The 22,601-nt window shown below is 70.6% G+C and carries 19 protein-coding genes and 1 tRNA gene; 8 read left to right on the top strand and 12 right to left on the bottom strand.

Annotation, left to right across the window (positions count from 1 at the left end; genetic code table 11):
* Position 1: 1 nt before the first annotated feature.
* Positions 2-1,855 carry a DUF2207 domain-containing protein gene (locus tag BV453_RS12880; protein ID WP_249521771.1) on the bottom strand — a complete coding sequence of 618 codons (1,854 nt, stop codon included), beginning with the start codon at positions 1,853-1,855 and terminating at the stop codon, positions 2-4.
* A gap of 86 nt (positions 1,856-1,941) precedes the next feature.
* Here BV453_RS12880 and lysS point away from each other — a divergent pair, with 86 nt between their 5' ends.
* A complete protein-coding gene (lysS, locus tag BV453_RS12875; RefSeq protein WP_085604003.1) occupies positions 1,942-3,474 on the top strand; it encodes a lysine--tRNA ligase in 1,533 nt (510 codons plus the stop codon).
* An 11-nt stretch (positions 3,475-3,485) separates the two neighbouring features.
* Here lysS and BV453_RS12870 read toward each other — a convergent pair whose 3' ends face one another.
* The gene (locus BV453_RS12870) at positions 3,486-4,595 is read right to left on the bottom strand and encodes a DUF4192 domain-containing protein (RefSeq protein WP_249521770.1); all 1,110 of its coding nucleotides are present in this window, start codon (positions 4,593-4,595) and stop codon (positions 3,486-3,488) included.
* Between the two features lie 112 nt (positions 4,596-4,707).
* Here BV453_RS12870 and BV453_RS12865 point away from each other — a divergent pair, with 112 nt between their 5' ends.
* The 3 genes from BV453_RS12865 to BV453_RS12855 all read left to right on the top strand — a co-directional run bounded on the left by BV453_RS12865 (position 4,708) and on the right by BV453_RS12855 (position 7,232).
* Positions 4,708-4,881 carry a hypothetical protein gene (locus tag BV453_RS12865; protein WP_164498164.1) on the top strand — a complete coding sequence of 58 codons (174 nt, stop codon included), beginning with the start codon at positions 4,708-4,710 and terminating at the stop codon, positions 4,879-4,881.
* Between the two features lie 86 nt (positions 4,882-4,967).
* On the top strand, positions 4,968-6,428 hold the full coding sequence (gene cls / locus BV453_RS12860; RefSeq protein ID WP_025104577.1) for a cardiolipin synthase: 1,461 nt from the start codon (positions 4,968-4,970) through the stop codon (positions 6,426-6,428).
* Positions 6,429-6,485: 57 nt separating this feature from the next.
* Positions 6,486-7,232, top strand: coding sequence for a hypothetical protein (locus BV453_RS12855; RefSeq protein WP_249521769.1), 747 nt, complete (start codon positions 6,486-6,488; stop codon positions 7,230-7,232).
* A gap of 14 nt (positions 7,233-7,246) precedes the next feature.
* Here BV453_RS12855 and BV453_RS12850 read toward each other — a convergent pair whose 3' ends face one another.
* The gene (locus tag BV453_RS12850) at positions 7,247-8,245 is read right to left on the bottom strand and encodes a diacylglycerol kinase family protein (RefSeq protein WP_249521768.1); all 999 of its coding nucleotides are present in this window, start codon (positions 8,243-8,245) and stop codon (positions 7,247-7,249) included.
* A gap of 98 nt (positions 8,246-8,343) precedes the next feature.
* Here BV453_RS12850 and serS point away from each other — a divergent pair, with 98 nt between their 5' ends.
* The 4 genes from serS to BV453_RS12830 all read left to right on the top strand — a co-directional run bounded on the left by serS (position 8,344) and on the right by BV453_RS12830 (position 11,910).
* Positions 8,344-9,648 (top strand): serine--tRNA ligase, encoded by a 1,305-nt coding sequence (gene serS, locus BV453_RS12845; protein ID WP_249521767.1) that lies wholly within the window; start codon positions 8,344-8,346, stop codon positions 9,646-9,648.
* Positions 9,645-10,466, top strand: a complete 822-nt coding sequence (locus tag BV453_RS12840) for an HAD family hydrolase (protein ID WP_249521766.1) — start codon at positions 9,645-9,647, stop codon at positions 10,464-10,466. Before serS ends, BV453_RS12840 begins: the two co-directional genes overlap by 4 nt.
* Before the next feature lie 42 nt (positions 10,467-10,508).
* Positions 10,509-10,593, top strand: a tRNA-Ser gene (locus tag BV453_RS12835).
* A 48-nt stretch (positions 10,594-10,641) separates the two neighbouring features.
* Complete coding sequence (locus BV453_RS12830; RefSeq protein WP_249521765.1) at positions 10,642-11,910, top strand: LCP family protein; 1,269 nt, start codon at positions 10,642-10,644, stop codon at positions 11,908-11,910.
* Between the two features lie 7 nt (positions 11,911-11,917).
* On the opposite strand, the gene BV453_RS12825 is transcribed toward BV453_RS12830, so the two are convergent.
* The 9 genes from BV453_RS12825 to BV453_RS12785 are packed head-to-tail and all read right to left on the bottom strand — an operon-like array spanning position 11,918 to position 22,554.
* A complete protein-coding gene (locus tag BV453_RS12825; protein WP_249521764.1) occupies positions 11,918-13,360 on the bottom strand; it encodes a rhamnulokinase family protein in 1,443 nt (480 codons plus the stop codon).
* Positions 13,357-15,393, bottom strand: coding sequence for a bifunctional aldolase/short-chain dehydrogenase (locus BV453_RS12820; protein ID WP_249521763.1), 2,037 nt, complete (start codon positions 15,391-15,393; stop codon positions 13,357-13,359). The genes BV453_RS12825 and BV453_RS12820 overlap by 4 nt, the downstream gene beginning before the upstream one ends.
* 46 nt (positions 15,394-15,439) lie before the next feature.
* A complete protein-coding gene (locus tag BV453_RS12815) occupies positions 15,440-16,288 on the bottom strand; it encodes an alpha/beta hydrolase fold domain-containing protein (protein ID WP_249521762.1) in 849 nt (282 codons plus the stop codon).
* 4 nt (positions 16,289-16,292) lie between these two features.
* Positions 16,293-17,459, bottom strand: a complete 1,167-nt coding sequence (rhaI, locus tag BV453_RS12810; protein WP_085603981.1) for an L-rhamnose isomerase — start codon at positions 17,457-17,459, stop codon at positions 16,293-16,295.
* Positions 17,456-17,836: an L-rhamnose mutarotase gene (locus BV453_RS12805; RefSeq protein ID WP_085603978.1), complete on the bottom strand. Its 381-nt coding sequence runs from the start codon at positions 17,834-17,836 to the stop codon at positions 17,456-17,458. Before BV453_RS12805 ends, rhaI begins: the two co-directional genes overlap by 4 nt.
* Before the next feature lie 56 nt (positions 17,837-17,892).
* The gene (gene rhaS / locus BV453_RS12800; protein WP_025104566.1) at positions 17,893-18,924 is read right to left on the bottom strand and encodes a rhamnose ABC transporter substrate-binding protein; all 1,032 of its coding nucleotides are present in this window, start codon (positions 18,922-18,924) and stop codon (positions 17,893-17,895) included.
* Positions 18,921-20,024, bottom strand: a complete 1,104-nt coding sequence (locus BV453_RS12795; RefSeq protein WP_249521761.1) for an ABC transporter permease — start codon at positions 20,022-20,024, stop codon at positions 18,921-18,923. The genes rhaS and BV453_RS12795 overlap by 4 nt, the downstream gene beginning before the upstream one ends.
* Positions 20,021-21,040 (bottom strand): ABC transporter permease, encoded by a 1,020-nt coding sequence (locus BV453_RS12790; protein WP_249521760.1) that lies wholly within the window; start codon positions 21,038-21,040, stop codon positions 20,021-20,023. The genes BV453_RS12795 and BV453_RS12790 overlap by 4 nt, the downstream gene beginning before the upstream one ends.
* Positions 21,037-22,554 carry a sugar ABC transporter ATP-binding protein gene (locus BV453_RS12785; RefSeq protein ID WP_126893492.1) on the bottom strand — a complete coding sequence of 506 codons (1,518 nt, stop codon included), beginning with the start codon at positions 22,552-22,554 and terminating at the stop codon, positions 21,037-21,039. The genes BV453_RS12790 and BV453_RS12785 overlap by 4 nt, the downstream gene beginning before the upstream one ends.
* Positions 22,555-22,601: the final 47 nt, after the last annotated feature.

The raw sequence follows: 22,601 nt of genomic DNA, 5'->3' as shown, positions 1-22,601 counted from the left end.
CTCAGCGTCCGCCGGAGAAGCCGCCTCCGCCTCCGCCCCCGGAGAACCCGCCGCCGAACGAGCCGCCGGTAGCGGACGAGGTGCCGGTGGACGGGGCCGAGTAGGTCGCGGCCGCGGTCGAGGAGCTCATGAACGCCACGAGCGACGTGCGGAGAGCGAAGGACGTGGGGTCGCCGATCCAGGTCGGGCCGTGCGCCTCCCGGCTGTACGCACTCTCCAGCACCCGGCCCCACTCGTCCTCCATGCCGAACAGCATCGCGTAGGGGAGGAGGCGCTCGTAGACATGGATGACGTCCGCCCCCTCCTCGGTGCGCCGTTCCGCGCCGGTGTAGGACTGCAGCATCCGCAACCGATCCGCCTCCGCGACCCGGATGAACTCGCGCACCCCCTGCAGATGCTCGTACGCCTGCGCACCTTCCGGCGTCAGCACCGTGTGCCGCGAGAAGGTGAAGAAACTCGAGGCCGCGACGAGCAGCGTCCCGACGGAGATGGCGAGAAGCGCGGGGCCGGCGGACAGGCGTCCGGATGCCACGGCCACGATGGCGACGACGAGACCGGCCACGGCGACGGCGATGGCCACGGACTGCAGGATGACGGCAGCGCGGCTGCGCGCCGTGGTCGTCAGACCGCGGCGGGAGGCCTCCTCCTGGCCCTTCGTCGTCAGCGCGGTCATCCGCGTCGCGAAGGCCTCGCTCTCGGTCGGCAGGTCCACGACGCCGTCCGCATCCGCGTGGAGGAAGAGCGCGTCGAGCGCAGCCTGATCGAGGGGGCTCGGCGCGCTGCCGTGGGGCTGTCGTCGCAGCCGGGGCGCTTCGGCTGACGCGCCTTCCTCGATGCGCAGGGCGCCGCGGACGGCGAGGTGCACGATCTCGGCGGGCACCACGTTCTCGGCACCAGGGAGGAGCGCGGCCGCGAGGAGGGGAGGCTGGTCGTCGGGGACCTCGTACTGCGCCACGATGATCCCGCTGGCGCGGCGCCGACGTCGTCCCGAGCTCACCGTGGCCGCCCACCCGGCCGCGGATAGGCCGACGGCGCCGACCGCAGCGAGCACGGGCCCGAGGTCGGCGACGGGATCGGGCTGGCGGGCGGCCGGCTGGGTCACGGTCCCCGGTGCGAAGCCGACGGCCACCGTCACCCCGTCCCCGGCGGGAAGCGACCGGGCCTCGACACGGAACGTCGCGCCCTCCCCGCCCGCGATCGGCCCCGCGAGCTCGCAGGGAGCCGTGGATCCGGCAGGGCCGATGTAGCATCTCGTCGCGCCGGTGAGGTGGGTGGCCAGGGCCGCGTCGAAGCGGATGTCGGCCCGGAACGCCTCGATCGGCTGCGTGCTGTCGAGGGGGAGGAGATCCCAGTAGAACTCGTCCGCGGTGCGGGAACCCGACGCGTCCGGAGCGCTGCCGACGATGATGTCGCGCATCTCGTATTCGATGACGTAGGTGGTCAGGCCGTGGACGAAGTCGTCGTCACCGGTGAGGATGAAGAGCGTCCCGTCGTCCTCGTCGGTCTCGTACGGGACGGCGGCTCCGTCCTCGTCGGTGACCGCGAGCACCCGGGTGTCGAGCGCGGCGTCCTTGTACGTCGTGGCCAGCCCCCGCACGATGCCGCGGTTCTGGTCGGCGTCGGGGAATCGCGCGACGACGGTCTCCGTCACCTGCATGCGCGCCCGCCCGTCCTCGTCGAGCCCGACGTCGTACACCGCGTCCCAGGAGGCGTAGGAGAAGTCGTCCACGTCGGCGGCGGAGACGACGGTGGTCGCGGTCGTCGGGGCCGCCGCGATGGCGATCTCCGGCGCGAGGACGGGGACGGTGGCGAGAGCGACGACGGCGCTCGCGCGGAGGATCCGAGTGGGGGCCATGCCTCGAGGCTACCCAGCACGCCGCGCGGCGAGGACGTCCCGCGCCATCTCGGTAAACTGGGGAGGACTTTCAAGGAGCCCCGCACATGACTGACGCGCCCGCCGCGCCCGAAACGGCCTCGGCCGCCCCTTCCGCCGAAGAGGACATCCACGAGCAGAAGGCCGTCCGCCTCGCCAAGCGCGAGCGTCTGATCGAGAAGCGCACGGACGCCGGCGGCGGTGCGTTCCCGGTCGCGGTGCCCGTGACGCACAGCATTCCCGCGCTGCGCGCGGAGTACGGAGACCTCGAGCCCGGCGCCGAGACCGGCGTCGTCGTCGGTGTCGCCGGCCGCGTGGTGTTCAGCCGCAACACCGGCAAGCTCTGCTTCGCGACGCTCCAGGCCGGCGACGGCTCCCGGATCCAGGCGATGGTCTCCCTCGCCAACGTCGGCGAGGAGTCGCTCGCGGACTGGAAGGAGTACGTCGACCTCGGCGACCATGTCTTCGTGCACGGTGAGGTCATCTCCAGCCGTCGAGGCGAGCTGTCGATCATGGCGGACGACTGGGCCATCGCGTCGAAGGCGATCCTCCCGCTGCCCAACGCCTACGCCGAGCTGAGCGAAGAAGGACGCGTCCGCAGTCGCTACCTCGACCTCATCGTCCGGGAGCAGGCGCGGACGACCGTGCGTGCGCGTGCGGCGGTGAACGCGAGCCTGCGGGCGACGTTCGCCTCCCACGGCTACCTCGAGGTGGAGACGCCCATGCTGCAGGTGCAGCACGGCGGCGCGTCCGCTCGCCCGTTCGTCACCCACTCCAATGCGTTCGACACGGAGCTCTACCTCCGCATCGCCCCGGAGCTGTACCTCAAGCGCGCGGTCGTCGGCGGCATCGAGCGGGTCTTCGAGATCAACCGGAACTTCCGCAACGAGGGCGCCGACTCCACGCACAGCCCGGAGTTCGCGATGCTCGAGGCCTACCAGGCCTACGGCGACTACAACCAGATGGCGGCACTGACGCAGGAACTCGTGCAGCAGGCGGCGATCGCGGTGGCCGGGTCGACCACGGTGACGTGGGCGGACGGCACCGAATACGACCTGGGTGGCGAGTGGGACCGCATCTCGATGTACGAGTCGCTGTCGGCCGCGTCCGGGCGGACCGTCACGCCGACGGACGCCGTCGCGGACCTGATCGCCTTCGCCGAGGCGAACGGCGTCGACGTGCCGCCTCAGGCCACGCACGGCAAGCTCGTCGAGGAGCTCTGGGAGCACTTCGTGAAGGGCGACCTCGTCCGGCCGACGTTCGTCATGGACTTCCCCGTCGACACCTCCCCGCTCGTGCGGGAGCACCGCTCCGTCGAGGGCGTCGTGGAGAAGTGGGACCTCTACATCCGTGGATTCGAGCTGGCGACCGGGTACTCCGAGCTCGTGGACCCGGTCATCCAGCGTGAGCGGTTCGAGGAGCAGGCGAAGCTCGCCGCCCGCGGCGACGTCGAGGCCATGCCGATCGACCAGGAGTTCCTCCGGGCTCTGGAGCACGGCATGCCGCCGTCCGGAGGGATGGGCATGGGCATCGACCGTCTCCTGATGGCGATCACCGGCCTGGGGATCCGCGAGACCATCCTCTTCCCGCTCGTCAAGTAGCAGCGGGGCGCTCATTCTCCTCGCCGCCCACGGAAGGCCCACTCCGGCAGGACCGCACCGCCGATCATGGCGTCGAGCAGTAGCGCGAGACTGTACGTCGGGTCGATCTCCCGCGCCATCTCGAGGTAGCGGCCCGCGTGCGTGGCGCGTCCGAGCGCCCAGGACAACCAGGCCGCGACGGTGAGCGGGCCGGGGCGTGCCTCCCGCGGGGCTCGTGCCGTGGCCTCGCGTACGGCACGAAGCGCGGTGCGGAGTCGCTCGCCGTCCGGCGCCGTGCCGCGGCCGAGGAACACACGCCCGATGTCGTCGGGCACGGGTGCCCCGGCGGCGGTGAAGGCGAGCTGCGCCTCCATGGTGCGGATGCCCTGACGGTGATCGGTCGCCCACTGCGCGATCGCCGTGTCGCGGACCGGTGGTCGCCCCAGGCACCACACGAGCGCGGCGGCGGTGAGGGGCGGGAGCGGATCCGAGGCCTCGAGAACCGATTCGAGGAACGCGGGGATGTCGTCGAGCAGAGCGGCGGCGGCGATCACCTGCGGCTCGCCGGCGCGCGTCGTGCGCTCCGGACCGAGCGCACGGTCGAGGCCGTGCAGGATGCGGGCGACCTGGCGGGCCTCCGCCGCAGGGGCGGATGGCAACGCCGCTCCGGAGAACTGGTCTCCCGAGACATCGCCGAGCGCGGCGGCCCCGGGCGGCGGAACGATGTCGGTCAGCGGATGCAGCACCGGATCGGTGTCCTCGTACCGGCTCCAGCCCTCCGGCGTCACGCACAGGGCCTCGACCACTCGGAGCCCCGCGCCCTCGGCGCAACCCAGAAGCGTGTCGACCGCCACCGCGTGCGGAAGCACGAGGCCGTCCGGCGTCTGCTCCGCCGGGGTGTCGGTGTAGACGACGACGGCCAGGGCGTCGGTCCCCGGCACCCGGACGACCAGGTCGACCGCCGCCGTGGCGTAGTGGAGGACGGGGATGACGTGATCGGGGAGGTCGAGGCGCATCGCCCCGTCGCTGCGGGAGCCCCGGAACGGGAGGAGGACGATGCTCTCGCGTGGCGTGAAGCCGGCGAGGGCGGGCACGATGGACAGGAACTGGGCGGAGTCGGAGGCGCGGAGCACGGTTGTCATGAGGAGAGGGTGACGTTTCTGCGCACGTGACGGGGCACCGGAGGGGCGCTGTGGATGAGAATCCTGGGAAGCGCCACCTGTGCACGAGTAGTCGCTCGCGTACGATGGACGCATGGACAACTTCTGGCTCGCCGCGGCATGGTCGCTCCTGCCGACGGTCGGCGTCAGCATCGTCTTCTTCGTCGTGCTTCGCGGCATCCTCCGGTTCGATCGCACGGAGCGCAAGGTGCACGCGCAGATCGAGGCCGAGGAACGCGCCGCGCGTGGGCTGCCGCCGCGCCCCTGAGTCCGACCCATCCGCTACTGTGAAGCGAGCGCGCCCGGTCCGGCGCGCCCCGGGGTGATCATCCTCGGTGTGGGTGAGGGGGCGAGATGACCGCGGAGTCCTGGGGATGGTGGGTCGCCGCCTTCGTCCTGGTGCTCGACATCATCATCCGCGTCACCGCGATCATCGTCATCCCGCGCAACCGCCGTCCCACCGCGGCGATGGCCTGGCTCCTCGCCGTGTTCTTCATCCCGGTGGTCGGCGTCTTCCTGTTCCTGCTGATCGGGAATCCCCGCCTGCCGCGCGCACGGCGCCGCAAGCAGGAGCAGATCAACCAGTACATCGCGGAGACCAGCGAGCACCTCCACTTCGGGACGCTCCGGCCGAACGCCCCCGCCTGGTTCGGGCCGATCGTGCAGATGAACCAGCGTCTCGGTGCCCTGCCGCTCTCCGGCGACAACGGCGCCCACCTCATCTCCGACTACCAGGAGTCGCTCGACGAGATGGCGGAGGCCATCCGCACGGCGCAGGAGTACGTGCACGTCGAGTTCTACATCCTGCAGTCCGACGACTCGACGGACAACTTCTTCCGCGCCCTCGAAGAGGTGGCTGCGCGGGGTGTGGCCGTGCGCGTGCTCCTCGACCACTGGGCGAACCGGGGCAAGCCGCGCTACCGCCAGACCATCGCCCGCCTGAACGACATGGGTGCGGAGTGGCACCTGATGCTTCCCGTGCAGCCGCTCAAGGGCAAGATGCAGCGCCCGGATCTACGCAATCACCGCAAGCTCCTCGTCGTGGACGGCAACATCGCCTTCCTGGGGTCGCAGAACATCACGGACTCCACCTACAACCTGCCGAAGAACATCCGGCGGGGCCTGCACTGGGTCGACCTGATGGTCCGCCTGGACGGGCCGGTGGTGCTGAGCGTCAACGCGATCTTCCTCAGCGACTGGTACAGCGAGACGGACGTCGTGCTCGAGGAGATCGACATCTCCCACGCCAACATCGGCTCCGGCGACCTGGACTGCCAGGTGGTGCCGTCCGGCCCGGGCTTCGAGGTGGAGAACAACCTGCGGCTCTTCCTCGCCCTCCTGTACGCGGCGAAGAAGCAGATCATGATCGTCAGTCCGTACTTCGTCCCGGACGAGGCCCTGCTGCTCGCGGTCACCGCGGCCGTCGATCGCGGTGTCGAGGTGCAGCTCTTCGTCTCGGAAGAGGGCGACCAGGCGATGGTCTACCACGCCCAGCGCAGCTACTACGAGGCGCTGCTCCGGGCGGGGGTGCGGATCTGGATGTATCGGAAGCCCTACATCCTCCACACCAAGAGCCTCACGATCGACGACGAGGTGGCCGTCATCGGCTCCAGCAACATGGACATGCGCTCGTTCGGCCTGAATCTCGAGGTGTCGATGCTCGTACGCGGCGAGGAGTTCGTCGCCGAGATGCGCGAGGTCGAGGACAAGTACCGGTCGCTGAGCCGGGAGCTGACGCTCGAGGAGTGGCTGCAGCAGCCGCTGCGTTCCACCGTGCTCGACAACCTCGCGCGGCTCACCTCCGCTCTGCAGTGATCGCGCGATCCGTCAACCCCGGTTTCGGGGAGCGGAACCCGCCGCTACCCTGAGGGCATGACTCCCCGCAGGCTCGTGCTCGCCGTGTCCTCCGCGCTCGCCGCGGCCCTCGTCCTCGCCGGCTGCACGGTCGGTCCCGGCGGAGCCGCACCGCGTTCGACGTCCGACCCCTCCAGCGGCCCGGGAAGTGCCGGGAGCGCGGACGACCAGGACGACATGGACGGAGCGCTCCTCGACGAGGGGCGGATGTTCGCTGTCGTCAGCTGGGGGTCGTCGACCTGCCTCCCCCAGGTGGACGAGGTGTCCGCCGAGGGGCAGCGGGTCTCCGTGACGCTCGTCGAGCCGGAAGGCGACGGCGCCACGGAGCAGGCCTGCACGGCGGACCTCGCGCCCCGGGCCAGCCTCGGAGCGCTGCCGGACGGCGTCGACCCGACCAAGGACGTGACGCTGGTGGTGACGTACGGCGACCTGATCGACGAGATCGACGTCGACGGCGACCCCGCCGCCACGGCCACTCCCGGTTCGTCGACCGAGTACCAGCCGTCCGCGGCCTGGTTCGACGACGGCGGTCTGGTGCTGCTGACCTGGGGCTCCTCCAGCTGTGCTCCGGTCGTCGACTCCGTCGAAGCGGACGGCTCGACGGGAACCGTGACCTTCGTCACGGACGAGGATCAGGTGTGCACCATGGACATGGCGCCGCGGGCCACGGTGGTCGAGTTCGCCGAGGACGAGGTCGACGACGACGCCTCGTTTAAGCTGACGCTCGTCGGCGGCGGTCTCGACGGCACGGTCGAGGTCCGCTGAGCCCGACGCCTTCGTCAGAGGATGTGCACCGGGTGACCGGTGGGCAGCGCGAGCAGAAGCGCGCCGGGGTCGGCTCGACACGTGAGGTGCACGGCCTCGCCGAGCTCGTCGCCGTCGAGCTCGACGGGTGTGGGGGCGGAGGCGGCGGCCTCGGCGCGGGCACCGCGGAAGTAGTGCACCGAGGCATCCGTGCCGCGGCGCTCGAGCACGAACCGACCGGCACGTGAGCGGCGCAGCACGGAGTTGTCCCACCAGATCTTGCGCCAGACCCCGAGCCAGCCGAGCACGCCGGTCGGCTGGATGACCGCCACGTCGAGGGTCGCATCGGTGATGGAGGCGTCCGGGATGAGGGAGATGCCGGCCGGAAGCGTGCCGCAGTTCGCGAACAGGATGCTGTGCACCTTGGTGGAATGCAGGCGCCCCGTGCCGATCTGGTACACCGCCCGGAAGGGCTTGGCGCGGGGGAGGGATCGGGCGGCGCCGTCGACGTAGGCGATCCAGCCGACGGACTTCTTCAAATCGGCACGGGTGTTCGCGATCATGTCGGCGTCGAGGCCGATGCCGGCGAGCACGACGAAGGCATGCTCCTCCTCGGAGCCGTCCTCCCTGGTCATCCGCGCCCAGCCGATGTCGATCGGATGACGGAAGTCGCCGAGGGCGGCGCGGATCATCTCCGCCGGGTCGGCCAGCGGCAGCCCGAGATTCCGGGCGAGGAGGTTCCCGGTGCCGCTCGGCAGGATGGCGAGGGGGACCCCCGTGCCGGCGATGGCCTCCGCGACGGCGCGCACCGTCCCGTCTCCGCCGGCCACGAGCACCACATCCACGCCGCGCGCCAGTGCCTCGGCCGTCGCCCCCTGGCCCGCATCCTCCACGGTCGTCGGATAGAAGGCGGGGTGATCCCATCCCGCCTCTCGGGACAGATCGCGGACCTGCGCGCGCAGGCGCTTCCCGTCGACCTTCACGGGGTTGTACACGAGCGCCGCCTGCTTCAGAACGCGGGGACTCGTGGTCATGGCGCTACTCTAGACCGGCATCCGCCGAGGGGCGGGACGCCGGTGGAGGGAAAACCAGGACGCCCGGTCCCGCGCCGCGCACCTCGTAGACTTGCGGGATGATCGACCTCGCACTCCTCCGCGAAAATCCGGAGATCGTCCGCCGTTCGCAGGCTGCCCGTGGCAACGACCAGAGCACCGTCGACGTCGCACTCGAGGCCGACCGATCGCGCCGCGCGGCACTGGCCGCGTTCGAGGAGCTGCGCGCGGAGCAGAACGCCTTCGGCAAGCAGGTCGCGAAGGCGCCCAAGGAGGAGAAGGCCGCGCTGGTCGCGCAGGCCAAGGACCTCGCCGACCGGGTCAAGCAGGCCCAGCACGCGGCCAACGAGGCCGCCGACGCCGCGGCTGCGGCCCTCGCCCGGATCGAGAACGTCGTCATCGACGGTGTTCCCGCCGGCGGTGAGGAGGACTTCGTCGAGCTGCGGCGCGTCGGGGAGGTGCCGGCGTTCGACTTCGAGCCGCGGGATCACCTCGAGCTCGGGGAGATGCTCGGCGCGATCGACATGGAGCGTGGTGCCAAGGTCTCCGGTGCGCGGTTCTACTTCCTCCGCGGAATCGGTGCCCGCCTCGAGATCGCGCTCATGAACCTCGCCCTCGACAAGGCGCTGCAGAACGGCTTCGTCCCGCTGATCACGCCCACGCTCGTGCGTCCGGAGATCATGCAGGGCACCGGCTTCCTCGGCGAGCACGCCGATGAGGTCTACCACCTCGACAAGGACGACGACCTCTACCTCGTCGGCACCAGCGAAGTCGCGCTCGCCGGGTACCACAAGGACGAGATCGTCGATCTCGCGCGTGGGGCCCTCCGTTACGCCGGATGGTCGACCTGCTACCGCCGGGAGGCCGGCTCGCACGGCAAGGACACCCGCGGAATCATCCGTGTGCACCAGTTCAACAAGCTGGAGATGTTCGTCTACACGACCGCCGAGGACGCGGAGGCGGAGCACCTGCGGCTCGTCGCGCTGCAGGAGGAGATGCTGACCTCGCTCGGCCTCGCCTACCGGGTGATCGACGTCGCCGCAGGCGACCTCGGGTCGAGCGCGGCGCGGAAGTACGACATCGAGGCCTGGGTGCCCACTCAGGGTGCCTTCCGCGAGCTGACCTCCACGTCGAACTGCACGACCTTCCAGGCGCGGCGTCTCGACGTCCGGTACCGCCCGGCCGCGGAGGACGGCGGCACGGCGCCGAAGACCCAGCACGTCGCGACGCTCAACGGCACGCTCGCGACCACGCGCTGGATCGTCGCTCTGCTCGAGACGCACCAGCAGGCGGACGGCTCGGTGCGCGTCCCCGAGGTCCTGCGCCCCTACCTCGGCGGACTCGAGGTGATCCGCCCGCTCGCCGACGATCAGGCCGCCCGATGACAGTGCCCTGGCTGGTCGGCCTCGACGTCGACGGGACCATCCTCCTGCAGGACGAGACGATGAGCCCCGGCGTGCCCGAGGCCGTCGCCCGGGTGCGGGACGCGGGTCATGTGGTGACCATCGCGACGGGACGCAGCTGGATGGCGACCCGCCGCTACGTGGAGGAGCTCGGGCTGACCGCGGACTACGTGGTGTGCTCCAACGGTGCGGTGACCATGCGCCGTGACGGCGACGAGTGGGAGCGCTGGCACGTCGAGACCTTCGACCCGACGCCGGTGCTCGCCCTGCTCCAGGAGCGCCTTCCGGACGCGCGCTACATGGTCGAGCTCGGGTCGGGGCAGCGGCTGTTCACCGAGCAGCTCGACGACTGGACGCTCGACGGCGGCCGCCAGGTCGACTTCGAGGAGCTCGGGGCCCTCCCCGTCTCCCGCATCGTGGTCGTCTCGCCCGGACACGACGAGGACGACTTCCACCGACTCGTCGCCGACGCCGGGCTCAACGAGGTCTCGTATGCGATCGGCTGGACGGCGTGGCTGGACATCGCCCCGCAGGGCGTGGACAAGGGGACGGCGCTGGAGCGCGTGCGCGACGAGCTCGGCCTCGACGCGGCCCGGGTCCTCGTCGCCGGGGACGGACGCAACGACATCGGCATGTTCGGCTGGGCGCGCACCGGCGGCGGCCGCGCCGTGGCCATGGGACAGGCGCCCGCCGAGGTGAAGGACGCCGCGGGTGAGGTGACCGCCGACGTCGAGCAGGGAGGGCTGGCGGCGGCGCTGAACACGCTTCCAGCACCCGCCCAGGTCGACGCAGGAGAATAGAACTCGGCTAGACTCGCGCCTGGTCGGCAGATGTTTCTGTCGGGAGGGTTGTCCGAGCGGCCGATGGAGCTGGTCTTGAAAACCAGTGGGCAGAGATGTCTCGTGGGTTCGAATCCCACACCCTCCGCTTCCTGAGCGCGGTACCCCCGCCGTCGCTGAATTCGAAAGGGCCCGAGTGAGCGAGAACACCCGCCGCCGCCGCACCGTCGCGCGACATGGTCAGCTGCGCTCGCCCGGCGCCGCCAGTCAGCTGCTCAAGCTCCTCGCGATCAGCATGGCGGTGGTGCTCGTCAGCGGCATCGGGGTCGCGGCCTACATCTGGTTCGACTTCTCGAGCACGGTCTCGGCGAACGCCGTCGATCTCGACGGCCAGGAAGACCTCCCGCCGGACATCAGCGCGTACAAGGGCGGGTTCAACCTCGTCCTCACCGGCGTCGACACGTGCGAGGACGACTACAAGCAGTACTTCGGCGACCGGTGCACGGGCGGCGACGCCGAGGGCACCCTCAACGACGTGAACCTGCTCGTGCACGTCTCGGAGGAGCCGCGGCGGATCACGGTCGTCAGCTTCCCTCGCGACCTGATGATCCCGATCCCGTCCTGTGAGGACGAGGACGGCAACGCCACTGCCGCGATGAGCAAGCAGCCCCTGAACGTCGCGTACACCGACGGCGGGCTGAACTGCGTCGTCCGCACGATCTCCGCCCTCACGGACCAGGAGGTGCAGTTCGCCGCCTCCGTGACGTTCGGCGGCGTCATCGAGATCACCAACGCGATCGGCGGCGTCGACGTCTGCCTCGCCAACCCGATCCGCGACCGCTACACCGGTCTCGACATGGCCGCCGGCACCCACACCGTCCAGGGTCTCGAAGCCCTGCAGTTCCTCCGCACCCGGCACGGTGTCGGCGACGGCAGCGACCTCGGCCGCATCGGCAACCAGCAGCAGTACATGTCCAGCCTCGCGCGCAAGCTCATCAGCGGTGAGGTGCTGGGCAACGTGCCGGTCATGCTGAAGCTCGCCAACACCGGCATCCAGAACCTGGAGACGAGCACGTCGCTCGCCGATCCCATGATGATCGTGCAGATCGCGCTCGCCGTGAAGTCGGTGCCGTTCGAGGACATCGTGTTCGTGCAGTACCCGACGCTGACCGACTGGAACGACCCGAACAAGGTCGTGCCGAACGAGGAGGCCGCCGTCGCGCTCTGGGACGCGATCGAGGCCAACGCCCAGCTGCAGATCACCCACGAGAACACCAGCAACGACGGCGTCGTCGTGCAGGACCCGACGACTCCGACCGAGCCGACCGAGCCGACCGAGCCCGCCGAACCGACGCAGGAGGCGACGCCGGCCCCGACGACCGCTCCGGACGTCGTGGCGCTGCCGGATTCGATCAAGGGCAACTCCGCCGCCCAGCAGACCTGCTCGAACGGCAACGTGCGCTGATCGGCCCTCAGGCGCCCCGCGGGCGGTAGACCGTCGGCGGGTGCGTCGTCGCCACGAGAGCGCGGAGCTCCGAGAGCGCGGCCGGCGCCGCTCCCCGGGCCCGCGCCTGGACGAGGACGTTGCCGAGAGCGGTCGCCTCGACAGGACCGGCGAGGACGGGAAGCCCGGTGCGGTCCGCGGTCGCCTGACACAGCAGCCGGTTGAGAGACCCGCCGCCGACGAGGTGGACGACGTCGAGGGGCTGCCCGGAGAGCCGGCCCGCCGTCCCGACGGCGTCGGCGAACGCGGCCGCGATGCTCTCCACGACGAGCCGGACGAAGGCCGGGCGCGAGGTGGGGGCGGCGACGCCGCTCGCCCGCAGGCGATCGGCGATACGCGCCGGCATGTCGCCGGGGGCCGAGAGCGCGGGGTCGTTCGCATCGAACACCGCCGACGGCGGCTCCGCGGCGGCGGCCTCGGCGAGCAGTCCCGACAGATCGATGGGTTCTCCGTCTTCGGCCTCCCAGGCCCGCACGGTCTCGCTGAGGAGCCACAGTCCGGTCACGTTGTGGAGGACGCGGAAGCGGTCGTCCACGCCGCGTTCGTTGGTGAAGTTGGCGTCCCGCGCCGCCGCCGTGAGGATCGGCTCGACCCGCTCGACCCCGACCAGTCCCCAGGTGCCGCAGGAGATGTACGCGGCACGGGGTGACGTCATCGGGACGGCGACCACCGCCGAGGCGGTGTCGTGCGAGCCCACGGCGATCACCGGCAGATCCGCGCCGATGCGCTCCGCGACCCCGGGGCGCAGCCGACCGATGACCGTGCCGGGATCGACGAGGTCCGGCAGGAGGGAGGCATCGATGCCGAGGCGGGTCGCGAGCGCCTGATCCCAGGTGCCGGCCCTCACATCCAGCAGCCCCGTCGTCGAGGCGTTGGTCCGTTCGGCGACGCGGGCGCCGGTGAGGAGGAAGGCGAGGAGGTCCGGGATGAGGAGCGCGGTATCGGCGTCGTGCCGGAGCTCGTCCGCCCGGAGCTGGTAGAGCGTGTTGAACGGGAGGAACTGCAGGCCGTTGCGTGCGTGGAGGTCGTCGAACGGGACGAGGGAGTGCACCTCGTCCACCCCGCGGGCGGTGCGGTCGTCGCGGTAGTGGAACGGCTCCGCGAGCAGCTCGCCGGCGCGGAGGAGGCCGTAGTCGACAGCCCACGAGTCGATCCCGATCGACTCGATGCCCGGTTCCCGGCGGACCGCTTCGGCCAGGCCGTCGAGGACATGGGCGACGAGCGCGTCGAAGTCCCAGTGCAGACCGTCGGCGCGGGCGACCGGGCCGTTCGGGAAGCGGGAGACCGGCTCGAGCTCCAGGACGCCCGGCCCCACGCGGCCGATCATCACGCGGCCGCTCGTGGCGCCGAGATCCACCGCCGCGACCGCACGGACGTGCCGTGCGGTTGCGGGCGAGCGGTCGTCGGTCATCGCAGGAACGCCGCGGCGACGCCGGAATCGACGGGGATGTGCAGCCCGGTGGTCCGACTCAGCTCCGGTCCGGTCAGCACGAAGACGGCATCCGCGACGTTCTCCGGCACGACCTCGCGCTTGAGGATGGTGCGGTTGGCGTAGAACTGGCCGAGGTCCTCTTCCTTGACGCCGTACGTGGCCGCCCGGTTCGCTCCCCACCCGGAGGCGAAGATGCCGGAACCGCGGACCACACCGTCGGGGTTGATGCCGTTGACCCGGATGCCGTGCTCGCCGAGTTCCACCGCGAGCAGCCGCACCTGGTGCGCCTGGTCGGCCTTCGTCGCCGAGTAGGCGATGTTGTTCGGACCCGCGAAGACGGAGTTCTTGGAGGAGATGTAGATGATGTCGCCGCCGAGCCCCTGATCGATGAGCACCCGGGCTGCCGCCTTCGAGACGAGGAACGAGCCCTTCGCCATCACATCGTGCTGGAGATCCCAGTCCTTCTCGGTCGTCTCCAGCAGCGGCTTCGACAGCGAGAGGCCCGCGTTGTTCACGACGAGGTCGAGGCCGCCGAACGCGAGCACCGCTTCGTCGATCGCCGCCTGCACCGCGTCGGCGTCGGCGACATCGGCGGCCACGCCGATGGCGACGTCCTCGTTCCCGAGCTCGGCGGCCGCGGCTCTGGCCTTGTCGAGGTCGAGGTCGGCGACGACGACGCAGGCGCCCTCCGCGGCGAGGCGGGTCGCGATGGCCTTGCCGATCCCGCTCGCGGCACCGGTGACGAGGGCGATGCGGCCCTGGTGGGACTTCGGCTTCGGCATCCGCTGCAGCTTCGCCTCTTCCAGCGCCCAATACTCGATGCGGAACTTCTCCGCGTCGGAGATGGGGGCGTAGGTCGACAGGGCCTCGGCACCGCGCATGACGTTGATCGCGTTGACGTAGAACTCGCCGGCGACCCGTGCGGTCTGCTTGTTCGCCCCGTACGAGAACATCCCGACGCCGGGCACGAGGACGATGAGCGGATCCGCGCCTCGGATCGCGGGGGATTCGGCGGTCGCGTGGGCGTCGTAATAGGCCTGGTAGTCGGCGCGGTAGGCGGCGTGGAGCTCCCGCAGGCGTTCCGTCTGCTCCTCCAGGGTCGCGGTGGCGGGCAGGTCGAGGAGGAGCGGCTTGACCTTGGTGCGCAGGAAGTGGTCGGGGCAGCTCGTGCCGAGGGCGGCGAGGGCCGGAGCCTTCTCGGAGGCCAGGAAGTCGAGGACCACGTCGCTGTCCGTGAAGTGGCCGACCATCGGCTTGTCCGTCGACGCGAGACCGCGGACGGTGCCGGCGAGGGCGGCCGCCCGTGCGCGGCGCTCCGGCTCCGGCAGGGCCTCGAAGCCCGATCGCGTGCCGCCGAACGGCGCGGGGGAGCCGTGCTCCGCGATGTAGGCGGCGGCGGTGTCGATCATCCACAAGGAGTTCGCCTCCGCCTCCTCCGAGGTGTCTCCCCACGCGGTGATGCCGTGGCCGCCGAGGATCGTGCCGATGGCCTGCGGGTTCTCCGCCTTGATCTGCGCGATGTCCAGTCCGAGCTGGAAGCCGGGGCGGCGCCACGGCACCCAGACCACGCGGTCGCCGAAGATCGTCGTCGTGAGTTCCTCGCCGTCGGCCGCGGTGGCGATCGCGATGCCCGAGTCGGGGTGGAGGTGATCCACGTGCGGGGCGTCGACCAGGCCGTGCATCGCGGTGTCGATCGAGGGGGCGGCGCCGCCCTTGCCGTGCAGGCAGTAGTCGAAGGCGGCGACCATCTCGTCCTCCCGCTCGACCCCCGGATAGACGTCGACGAGCGCGCGCACGCGGTCGAGGCGGAGGACCGCGAGACCGGCCTCGGTCAGGGTGCCGAGGTCACCACCGGAGCCCTTCACCCAGAGGAGTTCGACCGGCTGCCCCGTCGCCGGGTCGATCTCGGTGCCCTTGGCGGAGGTGTTGCCGCCCGCGTAGTTCGTGTTCTTCGGGTCGGCGCCCAGGCGGTTGCTCCGCGCGATCAGGTCGGCGGCGGTGGGGTTCGTCATGTGAGTCCTCGGTTCGTGAGTGAAGATGCCGGTCGACGCCGGAGAGTCAGGGGAGCTGCAGGATCCGAGTCGCGAACCGATCCATCGTCGCGGCGAAGGCGGATTCCTCGGGGCGGTTGAGGTGCCCGTGGGTGGTGCCCGGCTCGACGACGACGTCGACCTCGACGCCGGCGGCGGCGAGGGAGCGGGCGAACGCCTCGCCGGACACACGGAGTTCGTCGATCTCGTCGTTGACCATGATGGTGGGCGGGAAAGAGGCGAGTGCCGTCGGCTCTGCGGTGCCGGGGACGGCATAGACGTCCGCCGTGTCGGGGTCGCTCCCGAGGTAGTTCTCGTACATGCCCTGCACGAAATCGGGGGTGAACACGTCAGCGGAGGGATCTCCGTCGAGCAGGGCACGCAGCTCCGGGTCGGGAGCGGCCTGCACCGCCTGCAGGGTCGGGTAGGCGAGGACCGCGAGTGCGGGCACCACGCCGCCCTCGTGCGCGAGGCGGAGCGCCGCGCCGGTGGCGAGGTTGCCGCCTGCGCTGGCTCCGCCGATCGCCCAACCTCGCGAAGCGACGTCCGACGTGGCGGCCCAGCGGAACGCGGAGACCATCTCGTCGTGCGGGACGGGGTAGTGCACGCCGCCGCGCTTCTCCGCGCCGAGGCGTGCGCTCCACTCGGCTGTCATCGGGGCGAGGGCGTAGTCCACGCTCACCACGGCGATCCCGTGGTCGACGAACGCCCGCGCGACGGTGTCGGCCTCCGCCATGTCGATGTCGCCGCCCGCGAATCCGCCGCCGTGAGCCCACACCAGGCCGTGGCCGCTCGGCGACTTCGGGGAGTAGACGCGCACACGCAGCGGCCCGTGCGGCCCGTCCAAGACGTGATCGTGGATGTCGCGCGCGCTCATACGCTCAGGCTCCCCAGCCCGCCTGCACGCCGCCCACGCGCTCCTCCGCGATCCGCTGCCCGTACCCGGAGGCCGCGTACGCCGCCATCGGGTCGGCGGGCAGCCCGCGCTCCTCTCGCCACGCGGCCAGGGCCGGGCGGACGTCGGTGGAGAAGGCGTCCATGAAGACGGCGTTCGCGGTGAGCACGTCGCCGCTGCGCTGGGCAGTCGTCAGCGCATCCCGGTCGACGAGCAGCGCCCGCGCGGTCATCTCCTGCACGTTCAGGACGGAGCGGATCTGTCCGGGGATCTTGTCCTCGATGTTGTGGCACTGGTCCAGCATGAAGGCCACGTCGGGGTTGTTCAGCCCGCCGCCCCGGATCACCTCGAACAGGATCCTGAACAGCTGGAACGGGTCGGCCGCACCCACGATGAGGTCGTCGTCCGCATAGAAGCGGGAGTTGAAGTCGAACGAGCCGAGCTTGCCGAGGCGCAGCAGCTGCATCACGATGAACTCGATGTTGGTGCCCGGCGCGTGGTGACCGGTGTCGAGGCAGACCATCGCCTTGTCGCCGAGGGCGGTCACCTGCACGTAGGACGTCCCCCAGTCCGGGACGTCGGTGTGGTAGAACGCCGGCTCGAAGAACTTGTACTCGAGCACGAGGCGCTGGTGGTCGCCGAGACGCGCGTAGATCTGCTGCAACGAGTCGTGCAGGCGATCCTGCCGTCCGCGCAGGTCGGCCTGACCGGGGTAGTTCGACCCCTCCGCCAGCCAGATCTTCAGGTCGCGGCTGCCGGTGGCGTCCATGACGTCGATGCAGGCCAGGTGGTGGTCGATGGCCTTGCGGCGCACGGCCGCATCCTCGTGGGTGAGGGCGCCGAACTTGTAGTCGTCGTCCTGGAAGGTGTTGGAGTTGACGGTGCCGAGGGCGACGCCGTGGTCCTCGGCATGACGGCGCAGGTCGTCGAAGGAGTCAACCAGATCCCACGGGATGTGCAGCGCCACGGTGGGGGCGAGCCCGGTGTGGGCGTGGACCTGCGCGGCGTCGGCGATCTTCTCGTACGGGTCGCGGGGCGTGCCGGGAGTGCTGAACACCTTGAACCGGGTCCCGGAGTTGCCGAACGCCCAGCTGGGCAGCTCGATGCTCTGCTTCTCGAGCGCGGCGAGGATGTCGGGGGTGAGGATGCTCACGATGCACGGCCTTCGTTGTCGGTGGCGGGTGTGACGCTCTCGCCGGCGGCGGCGAGCTGGTCTTCGAGGTGGAACACCTCGGTGAGAGGGGTGGCGGCCTGATCGGGACGGCCGTCGAGGTCGAGGAAGAAGGGGGCCATCTCGGCCTCCCAGCGTGCGGCGACGGGGGAGGCGGCGAGGTACGCCTGCGCGGCCGCATCGTCATCGGTCTCGTAGTAGCCGAAGAGCACCCCACCGCTTCCGAGGAAGAGGCTGTAGTCGCGCCGTCCGGCGGCCGCGATCTCGCGGAGCATCTCCGGGCGCACCGGCGTGTGACGGGCGAGGTACTCGGGCAGCAGCTCGGGCTTCACCTGGAGCTGGAAGGCGACGCGGGTCATGCGATTCCTCTCGGGGGTCCGGCCAGCGCCCGCGGGGAGCGCCGGCCGGAGGCGACTCAGAAGTCGAAGTCGCCGATGTTGTCGGCGTCGAACACGAACGGGTCGCCCAGCAGGACGACGCCGTCGGCGCCGACGGTGTACTCGCCGAGGTCGCCGGCCTCGAAGGTGTCGCCCTCTTCGCCGGTGATGTCGCCGGCGATCAGGGCCTGGGCGGCGTAAGCGGCCAGGTAGCCGAGGTCGGCCGGGTTCCACAGCGCGAAGGCGGTGACGGTGCCGTCCTCCACGTACTCGCGCATCTGGTTGGGCGTGCCGAGTCCGGTCAGCGCGACCTGGCCCTTGAAGTCGGACGTTGACAGGTAGCGCGCCGCGGCGGCGATGCCGACCGTGGTGGGCGAGACGATGCCCTTGAGGTCCGGGTGGGTCTGCAGCAGCGCGGCCGTCTTGTCGAACGACGTCTGGTCGTCGTCGTCGCCGTAGACCGTCTCGACGATCGTGATGTCGGGGTACTCGCTGGCGACGTACTCCTCCATCAGCTCGATCCAGGCGTTCTGGTTCGTGGCGTTGGCCGATGCGGAGAGGATGGCGATCTCCCCGGCGCCGCCGATCTGCTCGGCGATGAGGTCGATCTGCACCTTCGCGATGCCCTCGGAGTCGGCCTGGTTGATGAACAAGTCGCGGCAGTCCGTGTTGGTGTCGGAGTCGAAGGTGACGACCTTGACCCCGGCGTCCCTGGCCTCGTTCAACGCGTCGCAGATGGCCTGCGGGTCGTTGGCCGAGACGACGAGGGCGCCGACACCCTGCTGCGTGGCCGTGTTGATGTAGCTGACCTGGGCGTCGGGCGTGGCCTCGGCAGGGCCGACCTCGGAGAACGTGCCGCCGAACTCCTCGACGGCCTTCTTGCCGCCCTCGCTGGACGTGTCGAAGTACGGGTTGCCGAGGTTCTTGGGCAGGAAGGTGATCGAGGCGTCCGCCCCGTCGCCGCCGCCGTCTCCTCCGCCGTCGGTGGAGCCGGCGCAGCCGGTCAGTGCGACCGCCGCCGCCACCGCGAGGGCGGCGAAGGCGGTGACACGCTTGCGTGCAAACGTCATTGTTCGTTCCTTTCGTCGGGAGATGCCGCGGATGCGGCGTCCATCGGTGCCTTCGTCGCTGTGGCGGCACCGGCGGGGGGTCTGCCCGGTCGGCGGCGTGCCTTCTGCAGCCAGGCCAGGAAGCTTGCGGCCACCACCGAGATCACGAGAAGCGTGCCGGTGATGATGTTGATGACGTCGGAGGTGACGTTCACCAGGCGGAGCGCACTCGCGAGCGCGCCGATGAGGAAGGCGGCGGCGATGACGCCGTAGATCTTGCCGCGACCGCCGAACACCGACACCCCGCCGAGCACGACGGCCGCGATGACCTGGAGCTCGAGGCCGGTGGCGTTGTCGCCGCGGGCGCTGCCGTAGCGGAGCGTGTAGAAGATGCCGGCGAATGCGGCGACCGCTCCGGACAGCACGAAAAGGATGAGCTTCGTGCGCTCGACGTGCACACCGGAGAAGTGCGCCGCGTCCTTCGACAGACCGATCGCGTACACCCCGCGGCCGAACGGCGTGAAGTGCAGCAGGACCGCGAAGACCGCGACGAGCACGAGGAACGGGATCGTGATGACGGGTATCGGGGTGCCCGCGATCTTCGCCTTGGCGAGAGCCGTCCAGAACTCCGGGAAGTCGGTGACCGCGGCCGTGCCGAGCAGCCCGACGGCGAGGCCGCGGAAGAGGGCGAGCGTGCCGATCGTGACGGCGAGCGAGGGCAAGCCGACGACCGTCACGAGGAAGCCGTTGAACGCGCCGCCGACCACGCCCACGACGAGGGCGGCGAGGGCCGCGAGCTCGAACGGGATCCCTGACTGCACCAGAGCGCCGGTGACGACGCTGGACAGTCCGACCATGCTGCCCACCGAGAGGTCGATCTCGCCGGTGATCATGATGAGGGTCATCGGCAGGGCGATCAGGAGGATCGGCGCGATGTCGAGCAGCAGGTAGGTCAGCGTGATGGGCTGTCCGAACCCGCGGATGCTGGAGGCCGAGACGACCGCGACGAGCAGGAGCAGACCGACGATCGCGGCCTCGCGCGTGAGCAGGAGCCGGCGCCACAGGGGCTTGTCGTAGTCGCGGATGACGCGGGTGGTCGCGGTGGCGGTCGCGGTGGTCATGATTCGTCCCTCGCCTCGATGAGCCGCCGTCTCTGCCGCACCGCGAGCACGCGGTCGAGCACGATGGCGCCGATGATGAGCAGGCCGACGACGGCACGCTGCCAGAAGTCGGGGATGCCGAGGATCGGCAGAGCGCGGTTGATGGTCAGCAGCAGGACGGCGCCGATCGCGGCGCCCCACACCGAGCCGATGCCGCCGGTGATCGCGACGCCGCCGATGACGGCCGCGCCCACCGCGTCCAGCTCCCATCCCGCTCCCGCCTGGGAGTTGATGGTGCCGTACCGGGCCGCGTAGAAGACGCCGGCGAGTCCGGCGAGCGCTCCCGACAGGACGAACGCGGTGAGCACGCGGCGGGTGACGCGCAGGCCGTAGAGCTCGGCCGCCGCGGGATCGGAGCCGATCGCGTAGAACTCCCGGCCGCCGCGGGTGTTCTTCATGTACCAGGCGGCGACGGCGAGCACGACGACCGCGACGATCGCGAGGATCGGGATGCCGAGGACCTGCCCCGTGCCGAGGGCGAGGAAGTCGCGCGGCATGTCGGAGGCGTTCACGCGGTCGCTGCCGGTCCACAGCACGTTGATGCCGCGGTAGGCGTAGAGGGTGCCGAGGGTGATCACCATCGCCGGCACCTTGGCGTACGCGACGAGCGCGCCGTTGATGAGGCCGAGCAGAGCGCCGAGCACCACGGCGGCGACCACGACCAGGACGGTCGGGATGCCGGGGATGTCGATGAAGAGCCGACCGGTCAGGTACGCGGTCAGACCCATCACGGAACCCACGGACAGGTCGACGTTGCGCGTGATGAGGACGATGGCCTGTCCCACGGCGACGAGCACGAGGATCGACGGCGTCAGCAGCAGGTCGCGCCAGCCGTCGGCGCTGAACAGGAACTTTGGATTGTTGAGGGTCGCGGCGGTCACCACGAGCACGAGGGCCAGGAGGATGCCGAACTCGCGGGCCCTGCCGAGACCGGAGATGCGCTTGGTGAGCGCGGAGACGGGGATGGCGGTGGTCACGAGCTGAGCTCCGATGCGTGCGTCGCGGCGAACATGACGTTCTCGGAGGTGGCCTCCGAGCGGGGGATCTCGGCCGTGATGCGACCCTCGCGCATCACGAGCACCCGGTCGGCCATGCCGAGCACCTCGGGCAGCTCGGACGAGATCATGAGGATGCCCATGCCCTGACCGGCGAGCTGGGACAGCAGGCGGTGCACCTCGGACTTGGTGCCGACGTCGATGCCGCGGGTCGGCTCGTCGATGAGCAGCACCTGCGGCTGCGTGGCGAGCCATTTCGCGAGGACGACCTTCTGCTGGTTGCCGCCGGAGAGCGTCGCGGCGACGGTGTCCAGGGCGTGGGTCTTCACCTCGAGCCGCGACGCCCACTCCCGGGCGGCGCGGTTCTCCATCGCTGTGGTGAGCAGGCCGAGGCGGGCGAGACGCCGACGGATCGCGAGGGTGATGTTCCCGCCGACGCCGGCTTCGATGACGAGGCCCTGCTTCCGGCGGTCCTCGGGGACGAGGGCGAGACCGGCGCGCATGGCGTCGACCGGACGGCGCGCGCGGATCCGGCGGCCCTTCATGCGCACGCTGCCCTCGCGGTACCCGTCCACGCCGAAGACCGCGCGCGCGACCTCGCTGCGCCCGGCGCCGACGAGGCCGGCGAGCCCGACGATCTCGCCCGCACGGACGGAGAACGAGATGTCGTGGAAGAGGCCGGGGCTCGTGAGCCCCTCGACCTCGAGCAGCGGCTCGCCGATCGTCGCCTCCTGCTTCGGGAACAGCTCGGACACCTCGCGGCCGACCATCTGGTGCACGAGTTCGTCGACCGTGGTGTCGGCGATGGCGGAGGTCGCGATGTACGCGCCGTCTCGCATGACCGTGACGGTGTCGCAGAGCGCGAACACCTCGTCGAACCGGTGCGAGATGAAGATGAGGCCGCGGCCCTCGTCGCGCAGGCTCCGGGCGATCGCGAACAGGCGCTCCACCTCCACGCCGGAGAGCGCCGCGGTGGGCTCGTCCATGATGAGCAGCGTGGCGTCGAGGGAGACCGCCTTGGCGATCTCGATGACCTGCTGGTCGGCGATCGACAGCCCTTCGGCGGGGCGGTCGGGATCGATGGTGACGCCGAGGCGGGTGAAGAGCCGCTCGACCTCGTGGCGCATGGCCTTGCGGTCGATCCGCCCGAACCGCCCGGTCGGCTGGCGCCCCATGAAGATGTTCTCGGTGACGGAGAGATCGGGGAAGAGTGTCGGCTCCTGGTAGATGACCGCGACGCCGGCCGCCTTCGACTGCGCGGTCGAGGTGAAGTCCACGTCCTCGCCGCGAAGCCGGAAGACCCCGCCGTCGCGCTGGTAGAGGCCGGCGACGATCTTCACGAGCGTGGACTTGCCGGCCCCGTTCTCGCCGACGAGCGCGTGGATGGAGCCGGGGCGGACGGCGATGGTGCCGGAGCGCAGGGCGATCACCGACCCGAACGCCTTCTGGACGTCGGCGAGCTCGAGCACGGGCGCCGTCGTGGGTGAGGACATCATTTCTCTCTCCATTGAGGGAATGAATCGTTTCAAACCCTGATGGAGAT

Source organism: Microbacterium sp. ER1, from assembly GCF_023383675.1.
In the GTDB taxonomy this organism is placed as follows: Bacteria; Actinomycetota; Actinomycetes; order Actinomycetales; family Microbacteriaceae; genus Microbacterium.
Note: the sequence above shows the minus strand (reverse complement) of the source record. Positions and strands in the feature narration are given on the sequence as shown.

Coding starts and splice junctions, on each gene's coding strand:
- BV453_RS12880 (WP_249521771.1), bottom strand. CDS start 1,855: ATGGCCCCCACTCGGATCCTCCGCGCGAGCGCCGTCGTCGCTCTCGCC.
- lysS (WP_085604003.1), top strand. CDS start 1,942: ATGACTGACGCGCCCGCCGCGCCCGAAACGGCCTCGGCCGCCCCTTCC.
- BV453_RS12870 (WP_249521770.1), bottom strand. CDS start 4,595: ATGACAACCGTGCTCCGCGCCTCCGACTCCGCCCAGTTCCTGTCCATC.
- BV453_RS12865 (WP_164498164.1), top strand. CDS start 4,708: ATGGACAACTTCTGGCTCGCCGCGGCATGGTCGCTCCTGCCGACGGTC.
- cls (WP_025104577.1), top strand. CDS start 4,968: ATGACCGCGGAGTCCTGGGGATGGTGGGTCGCCGCCTTCGTCCTGGTG.
- BV453_RS12855 (WP_249521769.1), top strand. CDS start 6,486: ATGACTCCCCGCAGGCTCGTGCTCGCCGTGTCCTCCGCGCTCGCCGCG.
- BV453_RS12850 (WP_249521768.1), bottom strand. CDS start 8,245: ATGACCACGAGTCCCCGCGTTCTGAAGCAGGCGGCGCTCGTGTACAAC.
- serS (WP_249521767.1), top strand. CDS start 8,344: ATGATCGACCTCGCACTCCTCCGCGAAAATCCGGAGATCGTCCGCCGT.
- BV453_RS12840 (WP_249521766.1), top strand. CDS start 9,645: ATGACAGTGCCCTGGCTGGTCGGCCTCGACGTCGACGGGACCATCCTC.
- BV453_RS12825 (WP_249521764.1), bottom strand. CDS start 13,360: ATGACCGACGACCGCTCGCCCGCAACCGCACGGCACGTCCGTGCGGTC.
- BV453_RS12820 (WP_249521763.1), bottom strand. CDS start 15,393: ATGACGAACCCCACCGCCGCCGACCTGATCGCGCGGAGCAACCGCCTG.
- BV453_RS12815 (WP_249521762.1), bottom strand. CDS start 16,288: ATGAGCGCGCGCGACATCCACGATCACGTCTTGGACGGGCCGCACGGG.
- BV453_RS12805 (WP_085603978.1), bottom strand. CDS start 17,836: ATGACCCGCGTCGCCTTCCAGCTCCAGGTGAAGCCCGAGCTGCTGCCC.
- rhaS (WP_025104566.1), bottom strand. CDS start 18,924: ATGACGTTTGCACGCAAGCGTGTCACCGCCTTCGCCGCCCTCGCGGTG.
- BV453_RS12795 (WP_249521761.1), bottom strand. CDS start 20,024: ATGACCACCGCGACCGCCACCGCGACCACCCGCGTCATCCGCGACTAC.
- BV453_RS12785 (WP_126893492.1), bottom strand. CDS start 22,554: ATGATGTCCTCACCCACGACGGCGCCCGTGCTCGAGCTCGCCGACGTC.